The sequence below is a fragment of the Emticicia fontis genome (assembly GCF_054779675.1).
In genome coordinates this window covers 231709-244444 of record NZ_BAAGXU010000001.1, presented here as the reverse complement: position 1 = coordinate 244444, position 12736 = coordinate 231709, and the positions used below count along the sequence as shown (strand labels likewise).

Annotated in this window: 10 protein-coding genes; 5 read left to right on the top strand and 5 right to left on the bottom strand. The window is 39.2% G+C overall.

Annotated elements, in window-relative coordinates; translation table 11 throughout:
* Positions 1–55: 55 nt before the first annotated feature.
* Positions 56–421, top strand: a complete 366-nt coding sequence (locus tag ACYVFA_RS01020) for a hypothetical protein (protein ID WP_460469921.1) — start codon at positions 56–58, stop codon at positions 419–421.
* Between the two features lie 96 nt (positions 422–517).
* Here the strand turns inward: ACYVFA_RS01020 and ACYVFA_RS01015 are convergent, their stop codons facing one another.
* The gene (locus ACYVFA_RS01015) at positions 518–1684 is read right to left on the bottom strand and encodes an acyltransferase family protein (protein WP_460469920.1); all 1167 of its coding nucleotides are present in this window, start codon (positions 1682–1684) and stop codon (positions 518–520) included.
* 114 nt (positions 1685–1798) lie between these two features.
* Positions 1799–2956 (bottom strand): helix-turn-helix transcriptional regulator, encoded by a 1158-nt coding sequence (locus ACYVFA_RS01010; protein WP_460469919.1) that lies wholly within the window; start codon positions 2954–2956, stop codon positions 1799–1801.
* Positions 2957–3022: 66 nt separating this feature from the next.
* Here ACYVFA_RS01010 and ACYVFA_RS01005 point away from each other — a divergent pair, with 66 nt between their 5' ends.
* Complete coding sequence (locus ACYVFA_RS01005; RefSeq protein WP_460469918.1) at positions 3023–3775, top strand: hypothetical protein; 753 nt, start codon at positions 3023–3025, stop codon at positions 3773–3775.
* Positions 3776–3831: 56 nt separating this feature from the next.
* On the opposite strand, the gene ACYVFA_RS01000 is transcribed toward ACYVFA_RS01005, so the two are convergent.
* Together ACYVFA_RS01000 and ACYVFA_RS00995 are read right to left on the bottom strand one after the other, a co-directional pair.
* A complete protein-coding gene (locus ACYVFA_RS01000; RefSeq protein WP_460469917.1) occupies positions 3832–6993 on the bottom strand; it encodes a PVC-type heme-binding CxxCH protein in 3162 nt (1053 codons plus the stop codon).
* 183 nt (positions 6994–7176) lie between these two features.
* Positions 7177–8043, bottom strand: coding sequence for a ThuA domain-containing protein (locus tag ACYVFA_RS00995; protein ID WP_460469916.1), 867 nt, complete (start codon positions 8041–8043; stop codon positions 7177–7179).
* A 288-nt stretch (positions 8044–8331) separates the two neighbouring features.
* Between ACYVFA_RS00995 and rpsL the strand changes: the two genes are divergently transcribed.
* Entirely contained in the window at positions 8332–8757 is a 426-nt protein-coding gene (gene rpsL / locus ACYVFA_RS00990; RefSeq protein WP_460469915.1) for a 30S ribosomal protein S12, read from the top strand.
* Positions 8758–8871: 114 nt separating this feature from the next.
* Positions 8872–9339: a small ribosomal subunit protein uS7 gene (rpsG, locus tag ACYVFA_RS00985; RefSeq protein ID WP_460469914.1), complete on the top strand. Its 468-nt coding sequence runs from the start codon at positions 8872–8874 to the stop codon at positions 9337–9339.
* 91 nt (positions 9340–9430) lie between these two features.
* Here the strand turns inward: rpsG and ACYVFA_RS00980 are convergent, their stop codons facing one another.
* Entirely contained in the window at positions 9431–10423 is a 993-nt protein-coding gene (locus ACYVFA_RS00980) for a PKD domain-containing protein (protein ID WP_460469913.1), read from the bottom strand.
* Between the two features lie 143 nt (positions 10424–10566).
* Here ACYVFA_RS00980 and ACYVFA_RS00975 point away from each other — a divergent pair, with 143 nt between their 5' ends.
* Positions 10567–12714, top strand: coding sequence for a S9 family peptidase (locus tag ACYVFA_RS00975; protein ID WP_460469912.1), 2148 nt, complete (start codon positions 10567–10569; stop codon positions 12712–12714).
* Positions 12715–12736 lie beyond the last annotated feature (22 nt).

Here is a 12736-nt window from a genome sequence, read left to right as displayed (position 1 = left end):
GATTGATTAAAGAAATCGTTTAACAAATCAGATAAAAACAAACGCAAAACTGATAATGAGAAAGATAATAGGCATACTAATAAGCATAGCTGTAATGAGTTGTTCTACTAAGAATAACTATTATGCAAAAGAAAAAGTAGAGTTGTTGAAAACTATTTCAGATGGTAATTATGTGAGCATTTACTATACTGTACCTAAAGAGGCATCCTATTATTCGCCGGGTGTTGATTATGAATATAATAAAACGGGCAACTATATTGATGTGAAAGTAGTGAGAGAAGATTTAAATACCACACCAAACCCAATGATAAGAAGTTCTTTTATTAAAAAAGCAACTGACTCTTATTTGGTTAAAGTTCCTGTTGAAGCTACCTGGAAATTGAAAGACTTGCCCTCTGAAATGGTGAAAATTTCTAACTAAGTACGAAAACAAAGTGCTTAAGAGTATTTTGTCTTCCTAGTTTTTTATATTCTGTATAATCTCGTGTATAACTCCGGGTAACTCCATGATAAAAACTTACCTCCCCTTTACCCCAAACAACAACCTCATAAAATTAAATGGCCGGATAAGAAAATGATAAATAAATAAACTAAACCCAAATGTACCTAGCACAAGAATCAATAACTTCAACCACACATTCAAATCCCAATCAGCAATATGGAAGCCAATAGCAACAGTAATGGTCTGATGCAGAATATAGAATGGATAAACCGCCTCTGTACTATAGGTTAGAAACCTGTTTTTGAAATTAAGGTGATGTTTCGCCAATCCACAGATACCCAGAATAGTTGTCCAGAGGCTGACCATAGTCAGAAAGCCATTGATAAAGGGCATAAAAGGAAGGTCTTCGGGAACTTCCCCGATAAGCGCATCAAAAGAAATTCTAAAGGCTACAATAAATGTCCCGACGCTAATAAGTGCCACACAGTATTTCTCCATCAAATCCCATATTTTCTGATTTGTTCCTATCAGATAACCATAGATAAAAATGGTAAGAGATAGAGTGAAATTATACCAATCGGCAATCAGATTATTGGCCACAGGCCATTTTTGGCGGAGCGTCCAGTAAAGAATCATTGGTATTACACTCAATAATAATACTCCCCAGATATTGCTGAATAAACTTCTTACAGTCTTTACAATTTTTTGCGCATGAGCTGATTTTAACCATACAAACAAAGGCGTGCCCAGCAAAGAGAAAACCCATAAATATGCCACAAACCATAAGTGATGCCACGAAAAATCTCCTTTGGGATAAGGAATGAAATTGAAAACATTCGGGTAGAAATTTACATAAGACCCATTGAATTGGCCGCTTTGCAGGCGCTCAAAGTAAATCTGCGAAGGCACAATGATAAACATACCAAATACCAAAGGCAACAATAAACGCTTGGTGCGCTCACCTACAAATTGCCAACCCGTGCGGGATTTCATGGCAAAGCTTACACCTACACCAGAAATAAAGAATAAGAGAGGCAAGCGCCAGAGGTGTAGCCACTCCATCGGGTATTCCATTGTGTGATTAATGACATTGTTTTTTACATGCCAATCCCAACTGACGAAGAACATTCCACTATGAAAGAAAATAAGAATACAGAAAGCCAATACCCGGATCCAGTCGATATAATACTGGCGTTTGGCCGTTTTGGTTTCGGGGGTTGCTGTTACAGTAATAGGTTCCATGATTTTGTGCATAATTGTTTAAATGATGCCACAAAAGTAGAGGGACTCATAGGCTCAGGAAGCCTTTGCCGATAAACCAGACGTTCGAGCCGATAAAAACGAACATGAAAAACCTTATTTCTTTACCCTGAATTGTGAGGGTGTCTGCCCCACAATCTTCTTAAATGAGGTATTAAAGGCTGATTTTGAGTTATAACCCACCATTTCGGCTATTTCCTCAATCTTGATATGGGCGTGTTCGGGAGATACTAATAATTGTTGTGCTTCCCTGATACGATAGGTGGCTGTATAATCAAAAAAACTCTGCCCCAACTTTTCGTTCAGAATTTGTGAGAGATGATGCGGCGAAACAGCCAGCATTTTTGCCAGACCGGGCAAGGAAAAGGAGTCATTCAGAAAAGGCTTTTCGGTATTCATTACCTCTGTCAATTTTTCTAATACATTATCCTGAATATAAGTTGTGAGAGATGATTTCTCATATTTCTTGACGGTCCTGGCCTGTTCTTCATGAAAGAATTTTGAGCGGCTGATAACTGAGAAAGAAATCGCATAGATAATAATCGTGATATGGCCTGCCAGAATATGATCGCCTAAATCATGAATGAAAGTGCGCTTGATAATCAAGAAGATAATAACGATAGAAGCCAGCGAAATAACCTGACTACGCGCCCAACTCAATTTAGAACTCTGGTTTGAATTAAAAGGTAAGCCCTCTTTTTTAAATGCCTTAATAACTACATAAAAACCTGCTATAGTATATACAACCATTTGGACAAACATCAGGTCATTCACATGATGTTTAAAAAAATAATACCATTCCCGCTCAGCATAGTCATAAGGTATGGTAGTCATGTCAGGATGAAAAGCGTAGAGATAAGAATTATAATGATAAGTGTCGGATAAGGGATAAAACAAGACCGACATATAAATAAGATACGCAAAAAACGGAATAAAGTGCAAGAGCTGTGCCTTTGTAAATCGCTCGGTGATATAGGTCTGAATATAAAGAAAAGAGAGTGGCGCCATTATAAAATTAGTAGGCTCGGCCATGTCTACCAGATAAAGCGTCTGGAAAGTATAATTAGTATAACCCATTAATACTTCTGTAATGGCAAAAGCCATCGAAAACAAAAACAAGCCTAAATATCGGTGGGCTACTTTGTTGCCTTGTTTGGTAGTGAGAAAGAAAAACGCCAGAAAGAAGCCTTGTACTACGCCTAATAGTATAACAATCGCAAACAAATCAATTTTGAGGGGCAGTGTTTTAAACATTCAGGCGAATTTTCAGACCAAATTACGAATAAATTATTTTTTAGCTGAATAAAATAGACTTTTAATATGATGAGAAAAATAGCTTTTGTTATTTCACTTACTGTCGTCTGCTTGATTTCTTGTAAAAAAACAGATGTATTGAAAGAAAATAGGTCGACAGAGGTTAGCAATGAATTATTAGAAAAAGAGGCAGTTTTTTCTGAAAAGGATCAGGTATTGAATAATGCTTCGGACAAAACATTCAGTGCAGAATTCAGAGGCATATTTTTAGGAAAAGAGGTTGTCTTTAGTGAAAAAGACAGTGTATTCAAGAATATTTCAGGTAAAGGCTATAAAGATAGCTATGGGGAATATTCCATATGTCCTATCATAAATAAATTGTATCTTACTCAACCAAATGATATACATTATAACGATAAAATATCTATTAATGTAAGTTTGGGTTTGTTTAAAGATTATGGTGACGGAATATCTGTTCCTGATAGCACTTATAATTATTTAAAAAGAATGCTAAAAGTAGGAGTGCAGAAAGAGTCTTTAACTAATACTGGCCCTATTCACTGGAGTGTAGGAATTACACTTAATGAGAGAATAAGTTATAAATGGCAAAGTATAAAAGAAGGTGCTTATATTGAGATATTAGAAGTTAGAGAAGTGGATACTAAAACCATTACCACTAAGCTGGATAGGTTTCAATTGGCTTATTATCCCAAGGCGTTTTGGGTAACCTATAAAATCAAAGCTAATTTTAAAGATTATGGCGATATAGATGGTATTTTAAAAGTAAAATACTTGATAAATAGATTCTATTTGATTTAAATCAAAAATAGGGAGCCGTTGTGCACAGCTCCATGTTTTTGATAATAACTGCAAAATTATTGCTTCTCTAGCGGATGCTCCGCTAATAGCTTCGAAGCATTATAAATATCTTTCTGGTTTTTCAAAGCTGCCCTCACTGCTTTCACTTTTTCAGGCTGAATGGCAGGCGAATTGTTTCCAAAAGAGTTGCGTACATAAGTTAATACTGCCGCTACTTCTTTATCATTCAATAAGCCTTCAAACGGTGTCATAGGCACTTGTCCCGGATATTTTTTGCCATTGACTTCTATCGGGCCTAATAAGCCTTTCAATACAATCTTAATAGCGCGCTCTTCATTCCCATTTACCCAGGTAGTACCAGCTAATGGCGGAAAGCCTGAAGCCGTAAGCCCTTTACCATCTGCCTGATGACAAGTAGCGCAATAGCCTTCTTTAGCATAAATCGCTTTACCAATATTAAACAATTCCAGTTCTGCGCCTTTCAGCGTAGATTTTTCGGCCACTTCTTTCTCTTTCTTCACAGGCATATCGTTTAGATGCGCTACTGCTGTTTCATAGGCATGAATCATCCAGTCGTCTAAAGGTTTCTTTTTCGCTTCTGCCAGAATAGGATTACCTTTTTCTTTCCCAATCCACGAAGTCGCCACAATGGCATCCAGACGTACACGACTATTTTCATCCTTTACCGCTTGCATTAATAAGGCGGCTTGATCAGGCACTTGATGTCCCGTAAAGCGCAAAACTTCAACTGCGGCCGCTCTGGCATGGTAATCTTTGGCTTTGAGCATTTGTTTCAATAATTTCTGGTCAACCTTGTCTAAGCCCCAGGTAACCCATAGTGCCTCTAATACGTTATGCTCATAGCGTGGGTCATTTTTATCTAGCGCAGCTACCCATTTAGTAATTTTTGGTAATACTTCTGCCGCGCTTCTACCTCTTAATTCTCTACGAGTGCGGTAGCGTGTGCGGTATTCTGGTAGTTTCAGATTATCTAACAAGGTCTCTACACTTGCTCCGGCGATTGAAGCAGGTTTTACCAATGGTCTTGATGGATAAGTGATACGATAGATACGGCCATGAGAGTGGTCGCGAAGCGGGTCACGGGCATTGTGTTGCATATGACCTATCAGAATATTATGCCAGTCAATCAGGTAAAGCGAACCATCAGGGGCAAACTCCATATCTACTGGACGGAAGTTACGGTCTTCACTCACAATCAAATCTGCTACGTGCTTGCTTTTATAACCTGTGCCATCATCAACCATGCTGTGCATCTTCATGCCTAAGAAACCAATGGTATTATTGATTAATAAATCTCCTTGTACTTCATCAGGGAAGTGGCGGCTAGAAACAAACTCTAAGCCGGAAGTCGGGCGAACCATGTGGTCTTTTTCTATCAATTGCACACTTTTATGGGTGAATTCTCCGTAGCGAGGCAATACAGTACCCGGCATCATCCAACGTACATCTGGGCTTGAGGTTTCAGCAAAAAATGGTTGTCCCCAATCATCAAAAGCAATTCCCCACGGATTCGGTATAGATAATTGTGCCGTACGTTCCAGTTTGCGCAATTGTGGGCTGAATCTATAAAAACCACCATTGGTAGCACGTACAGTTCCATAAGAAGTTTCTATATTGGTATGTAAGAATACACCTTCGCCCGAATAAATAGCGCCTGATGGGTCAACGGTATACGCATGGCTGTTATGGTGCGTATCATGGTCGTCATATCCACTGAATATAATCTCTTCTTTATCTGCTTTATCATCGCCATTGGTATCAGTAAGCAATTTCAGATTCGTACCCTGTGAAACAAAAACGCCTTCGTGTGTGATTTCAAAACCTAAAGGTAGATGTAAACCATCGGCAAAGACGGTTTCTTTATCAGCTTTACCATCATTATTGGTGTCTTCAAAGATTAGAATCTTGTCATTGGGCTTGGTATCTCCCGGTTTATAATGCGGATAACTCGGCATGGCTGCTACCCATAAACGACCTTTATTATCGAATGACATCTGCATCGGTTTAGCCAGATCAGGGAATTCCTGTTCTGAAGCAAACAACTCGATTTTATAACCTGCTGGTACTTTCAGTTTACTAAGCGCTTCTTCACCATAGAGATAGGTTAAGCTACCATTCTTTTCCGGGTTGAAGTTCGTTTTTACCTCCGGTAAGGTTCTCGTATTTTTATCAGCCATTGTCACATCCATTTTCTCACCTTTTGAGGCTGCCAACCAAACGGCCTTATCGCGAATATCGGTCATCTGGCGAATCTTTTCAATCTCTGCAGGATAATTATCCGGCCCGAAAGGATTATACCGACGACCATACACATGCACCCCATTTGGAATTTTATAGTCGTTGTGCCACATCCAGTTTTTTTCTTTTACTGCCGCCAGAATCAGGTTTCGGTTAGATTCCGCTTTGGCAGGGGCTTTGCCGAAAATGGCGTCCGTTATTAAATTAGAAAATCTTTTATAACCTTCTGCATTCAATTGAGAGCCATCAATGGTTAAAAATTCCTGTGTAGTATCATACCATTTTTTAGAAGGCGTAAAAGCATCAACGAATAATACATTATTCTGGTCGGCTACTTCTTTCATTGCCTTGGTATACAACCACAGATTTTCATTCTCTTTTACACCATTCGGTAAATCGTATTTACCTGACAGGTCTTCGAAAGCAATCGGAGAAACAATGACTAATTGCGGAGCGCTTTTACCATTATATTTCTGATTGAGTGTGTATTTGATAAACGCATCTAGCTCCGCTTTGTAGGTATCAAGTTTGGCTTTGCCTAAGAAAGATTCGCTATAACCAAACATGCCAATGATAATATCTGTTTTCAGGCGGGTAAGCCATTGGTCAGGTGAATCAAAATGTCCTTCACTCTGGGAGTTTTTGACGTATTCTGTCTGGAATTTCTCTGCTCCCGGAAAAGCCCAAGGTAAATTACGGCTGGCGTGTGGTCTGAAACCCGGGGTATCTCCGCCATCACACATATTGCGGATATATAAATTGTAATCGGGATAGCGAACATGCATTTCGGTCTCAAAAAGCCCGTAATTCATCATTCTCGAACCTAAGTTTCCACCGATTAAAGATATATGTGAGTCTTTCTGAACGGTCAATGTTGGGGGAGGGGTAGCCTGAAATGAACTGATAGCAAAGACTGTCAGCACAAATAGGACTATGAGTAGTCTGATATTGAGTTTCATGAATAGAATATTTTAGGGTTGTGTTAAAAAACATCCCCACGCCAGCGGGCGACCGTCCTAGCTCTCTCCAAAAGTGGGGAGGGGATTGAAATCCATTTTCCACTGAAGATACGAAAGTTGAGAAGAGAGCTTTTGCTCCCTTCTCAACTGTTGGGGAAGGGCTGGGGATGGGGTTGTCATAAGTTATTTCGTCATACCTCTATAAGGTACATTAATATCAATTTTGCCCTTCCATTTTTTAGGAACTGGTTTACCTAATTCCCAATGGATAGCATTAATTACCAGTCGTTGAAATGATTCTACCTGAAAATCTTCCGGGTGGCCTAAAGTTGTGGTAAATACTTTAGCTCCGAAAGAATTAGTGCCTGTCCATGCCACAGGGTTTTCAATGGCTGCTTTGTCAGGATTTACCGATTTGCCCATCAATAACCACTCTGAGCCTTTGGTTGGATAATCAGGCAAAACTCGGTACAACCATGAGCGGGCATGAAAACTTGGAGCTACACCTGTTAGAATCGGATGTTTAGCTGCCGCAGGAATAATGGTCACATCAGTACTACTTTCATGTCCATAATGGGTATGAGCCGCTTTGCCTCCCCAACCCGGAGGGGCATTTAGCGCAAATTCGCCAAAGGCATTCCATTTCTCTAATTCACTTCCTTTAGGATAATTGAAAGCGTGGGTAGTAGTACGGAAACCCATCACAGGCTTACCTGTTTTCAGATAGGCTTCAATGTAATCCAATTGTTCTTTGGGTAATTGACGCCAACGCAGATAAAATACTGCTAAATCAGCATCTTTCAGTGCTTCTAAGCCCGGAATATCCTTTTCAGCATTCTGGTCGGGATAGGCTTTTAATACTTTGGTTCTGAAACCGTAGTTTTTTTCTAATTCAGCGGCAATCAGCGGAAGGGTGTGTTCGCCACTATACTCGTGGTCGCCTGTGACAAAAACTATCAGGGGCGCGTTTTTGGATTGAGCGAATGATTGAATTACCGATACATGGATAAATACAATCAAAAGAAAGGTGGATACTATGGACTTTGCCATAAATAGAAGGTTTATAGGTTTATATAGGGATATGGTTAAATACCCCGAGGTTTGAATATTTAGTACGCAATTTACATATTTTTAAATAATATCATTGTTTGCTGCCCGATATTAAAATGATTGGGCTAATTGCCTCAAAAAGAGTGTTTTTTTGTTAAATAATTGATAATAAGGCCAGTTTTGCCCTAAAATATTTAAAAACTGTTTTCTTTTCTCAAAAATAGTCTGTACCTTTGCAGCCCTATTTAGGAATTTAGTAACTAAACGAAAAATAATTTTCAAAACAAAATGCCTACTATACAACAGTTAGTAAGAAACGGTAGAGAGCAAATGACTTGGAAATCGAAGTCTCCAGCGTTGGACTCATGCCCACAACGTCGTGGCGTGTGTACTCGTGTGTATACTACGACTCCAAAGAAACCAAACTCTGCGCTTCGTAAAGTAGCTCGTGTTCGCTTAAGTAACACAAAAGAGGTGAATGCCTATATTCCGGGTGAAGGCCACAACTTACAGGAGCACTCAATCGTATTGATTCGTGGTGGTCGTGTAAAAGACCTTCCGGGTGTACGTTACCACATTGTTCGCGGAGCCCTTGATACTTCAGGTGTGAACAATCGTAAACAAAGTCGTTCTAAATATGGTGCGAAACGTCCTAAACCAGGTCAGGTTGCAGCGCCACAAAAAGGCGGCAAAGGCGGCGGTAAGAAAAAATAATCGCTGTTAATGTGTTTTAGTACCGTCACTACGGAAATTCGTTTAGTTACGGGGTAGTAATCCTGAGGGTTCAGGGTGAATTAGTTTTCAAAAAACGAAACCTTATTTAAAAAAATGAGAAAGGCAAAACCAAAAAAACGTTACGTATTACCTGATCCTAAATTCAGAGATGTAGTCGTAACAAAATTCGTTAATAACCTGATGTACGATGGCAAGAAAAGTATTGCCTACAGTATTTTCTACGGTGCATTAGAGCTAGTAGAGAAACGTACAAAAGAAAACGGCTTGGAGCTTTGGAAAAAAGCGTTGAGCAACGTATCACCAGCGGTAGAGGTTAAGAGCCGTCGTGTAGGTGGTGCTACTTTCCAGGTACCAACAGAGGTACGTTCGGAGCGTAAACAATCTTTAGGAATGAAATGGTTGATCAGCTATTCACGTAGACGTGGAGAGAAAACCATGACAGAGCGTTTGGCAGGTGAAATCGTTGCGGCTTCAAAAGGTGAAGGTGCAGCAGTGAAGAAAAAAGATGATACGCACCGTATGGCAGAAGCTAACAAAGCGTTCTCACACTTCAGATTCTAATCAATCAGAAGTGTTTACATACAAAACCGCAAGTACTGAAAGGTGCTTGCGGTTTTTTGTTGGTATAAATTTATAATGATGTCTGTTATCATTAGTGTATGAGTAGTCGAACTTTTAATTCTCCATCCAATTGCTCATTTTTTACTTTGTAGGTTACCCAAAGCGCTTTGGAATAAATCTCTCCGATATTATTATACAAATCAGGGTCGAGCGTTTCTTCTTCTAACTGAACAACCTCTGTATCATGAGTTTTAATATAATCCTTGAGTATTACGTACTTTTTCTCTTTTCCAATATCAAATTGGTAATAATACCTCCTCCAGAATACTATTGATTCCGCAGTCCGAAAATTCTGATTATGAACTATCAGCTCTATTTCCCCATCTCTGGCAAAACAAGTATAACCAAAATCATACCCATTTAAGACAAAGTTGACTTTCTCACCTTTATAATGACCCGAAAATGTCATTTGATTTTTAGCATTGCTAATATCTATGGTCTTTGTTACTTCACTTGTATTACCGTTGATAGCTTGTAGGTTTATTTTATATCTTCCATTTAAATCAAAATTGAAAACAGGCTCTTCTTTACCAGAGGTATAAATAAAACAATTACCATCTGAAAGGGCGTAAGTGCTAACAAGCCATTTGTAGGAACCATTTTTATTTTCAGATAAATTCTTCAATTTCACCTGCCCATTGGCTAATATTTCATAACTAAAATCAGCAATAGCTATTCTTCTAGCCTCAACAATTGTTTGGCTCTGACTGGTATATTTTGGATTTTTAATTGTAAGTGTTACGGTATAATCGCCATTTTTTGCATAGTGATGACCAATTCGTTGATACTCTCCATAGCCAGTAATTCCTGTTAAACTATCTGTCAATGTATTTCCATCGCCAAAATCGAATGTATAGATATCTCCACTATTATATCGAAAAGTAAAAGCGGCGGTATTAGAACCATCTACATTGATTACCAGAATTGTCGCGTCTGGTACGGCATATACAATGGGTGGTACTTTATTTTGCTGGCAAGCCAGTAAAACAAAAAGGATACTTAATATGCACAGCGTTGTTTTCATTGATTGTTTTATATATATGCTTTTGACTTATCAATCTATAAAAAGGTTGGAATGGTGGTAAAAAGAGTGGTCTTTTGGAAACATCTGTTTTTAATTTCTTTGGTTTTCGTATTTTTACCACATAAACCTCAAAACAAACTACTATGAGAATACTTCTGATATTACTCTTCATTTCAAACCTAGTCTTTGCACAAACCCATTCACAGAAAGTCTTAGTCTCAGATTTAACCCGAATCAAGCAAGTCGTATCTATCGCTACATCGCCTGATGGAAAAAAGGCCGTTTATGGTCTGAGAACTATTGAGACAAATGCTGATAATGCTTTGGAGTACGATTATCGTACCCACCTATATCTGGTAGATTTACTGGCTGGTAGCGCGCCCAAAGCCTTAACACGTGGCACAGAGAGTGCCTCACAAGCTACCTTTTCGCCTGATGGCAAAACCATAGCATTCGTAAGAGCCACAAAGGGTAAAGGACAGATTTTTATCATGCCTCTGGATGGAGGTGAAGCATGGCAGTTAACTAACTCTAAATATGGTGCTGGCAACCCCTCATTTTCGCCTGATGGTTCAAAAATCCTGTTTAGTGGGGGTATCTCTTTTAATGAATTATTGAAAGATTCAACCCTGAATCCATCGAAAGCAGGGCCGGTATGGTCTTTAGAAAAACCGGGTTTTCCAAAAAATGAGTTCTTGACTAAAGACAAAAAAATCAAGGCTAATCCTGACGGGAATATCGAAGAAATAAGAGCTTATCTGGATAAAGATGTAGAAGATAAGAAAGCCAGAGTAGTAAACCGCCTGAATTTTCAGGGTGAGGCTACTGTAGAACCTGAATTGAGTTTCTCACATATCTTCGTTACAGACGTAAAAGAAAATACCAAAGCTACTCCATTAACAACCGGATTCTGGTCGTATGGACAAGCCACCTGGGCAACAGATGGTAAAAGAGTATTAGCCGTTTGTGGTAAAGATGCCGACCAACACCCTGACCGTGAACAAGAAAGTATAGTCATAAGCATGAATCCGGATGGTTCTGATAGAAAAGTGTTAGTATCTGAAAATGGCAAAAGCTTTTCAGGTATAGAGCCTTCACCAGATGGTAAACTATTGGCTATGACCATGAACACACCAAACTTACTTTCTTTCGGCCAATTAGTGATTGCAAATGCTGATGGTACCAACCGTCAGGTAGTAGATTTTGACCGTGTGCCGGGTAATCTTAAATGGACTTCGGATAATAAATATCTCTATCTGTCTGCTTCTTCTAATGGTGGAATTCCTGTTTTCAGAATGGATGTTAAAACCCGTAAAATTGAGCGCTTAAGCGATTACGAATCAGGGGCAAGCCCATTTGAATTGACCAACGATAAGGTAGTTTTTGCCAAAACGGAAGTTGCCAATCCATCAGAATTATACATGGCTGATTTAACCATGAAAAATGGTGTAAAACTCAGCGCACATAACGATGGCTGGTTGAAAGACAGAAAACTAAGCTATCCTGAAAAACACGTGTACACCAATTCAAAAGGCGAAAAAGTAGACTACTGGATTATGAAACCTACTTTTATGGAAGCAGGTAAGAAATATCCATTATTGTTGAACATGCACGGTGGCCCAACAGCTATGTGGGGACCGGGAGAGCTATCTATGTGGCATGAATTTCAGTATTTCTGTTCACAAGGGTATGGTGTAGTCTATCCAAACCAAAGAGGCTCAGGTGGTTATGGTAAAGAATTTCAGTTTTCTAATTACCGCGATTGGGGTAAAGGTCCACAGGAAGATGCCTTAGGTGCTTGTAGTGCAGCAGCTAAAGAAGCTTGGGCAGATACATCAAAACAAGTAATTACCGGAGGTTCGTATGCAGGATATTTAACAGCATGGATTATTACCCAAGACCATCGTTTCAAAGCCGCATTTGCGCAACGTGGGGTTTATGACCTGACTACTTTCATGGGAGAAGCCAATGCGTGGCGTTTAGTACCAAATTATTTCGGCCTACCTTGGGAAGATGAAAAAGTAACCAAAATAGATGCGAATTCGCCTTATACTTTTGTTAATCAGATTAGGACTCCATTTTTAATTAAGCACGGTGAAAACGATTTGCGCACGGGTGTAATCCAATCAGAAATGATGTTCAGAAGCCTGAAATATCTGGGTAAAGATGTGGAATACGTTCGTATGCCGGGTGCTACACATGAACTATCAAGAACAGGTAATGTCCGCCAGAGAATAGATAGAATTTTGAGGATTTATGAATTTTTTGAGCGGTTTGTGGGGGTGAAGTAGTGGCTTCGTTTCTCTACTACCA

Coding starts and splice junctions, on each gene's coding strand:
- ACYVFA_RS01020 (WP_460469921.1), top strand. CDS start 56: ATGAGAAAGATAATAGGCATACTAATAAGCATAGCTGTAATGAGTTGT.
- ACYVFA_RS01015 (WP_460469920.1), bottom strand. CDS start 1,684: ATGGAACCTATTACTGTAACAGCAACCCCCGAAACCAAAACGGCCAAA.
- ACYVFA_RS01010 (WP_460469919.1), bottom strand. CDS start 2,956: ATGTTTAAAACACTGCCCCTCAAAATTGATTTGTTTGCGATTGTTATA.
- ACYVFA_RS01005 (WP_460469918.1), top strand. CDS start 3,023: ATGATGAGAAAAATAGCTTTTGTTATTTCACTTACTGTCGTCTGCTTG.
- ACYVFA_RS01000 (WP_460469917.1), bottom strand. CDS start 6,993: ATGAAACTCAATATCAGACTACTCATAGTCCTATTTGTGCTGACAGTC.
- ACYVFA_RS00995 (WP_460469916.1), bottom strand. CDS start 8,043: ATGGCAAAGTCCATAGTATCCACCTTTCTTTTGATTGTATTTATCCAT.
- rpsL (WP_460469915.1), top strand. CDS start 8,332: ATGCCTACTATACAACAGTTAGTAAGAAACGGTAGAGAGCAAATGACT.
- rpsG (WP_460469914.1), top strand. CDS start 8,872: ATGAGAAAGGCAAAACCAAAAAAACGTTACGTATTACCTGATCCTAAA.
- ACYVFA_RS00980 (WP_460469913.1), bottom strand. CDS start 10,423: ATGAAAACAACGCTGTGCATATTAAGTATCCTTTTTGTTTTACTGGCT.
- ACYVFA_RS00975 (WP_460469912.1), top strand. CDS start 10,567: ATGAGAATACTTCTGATATTACTCTTCATTTCAAACCTAGTCTTTGCA.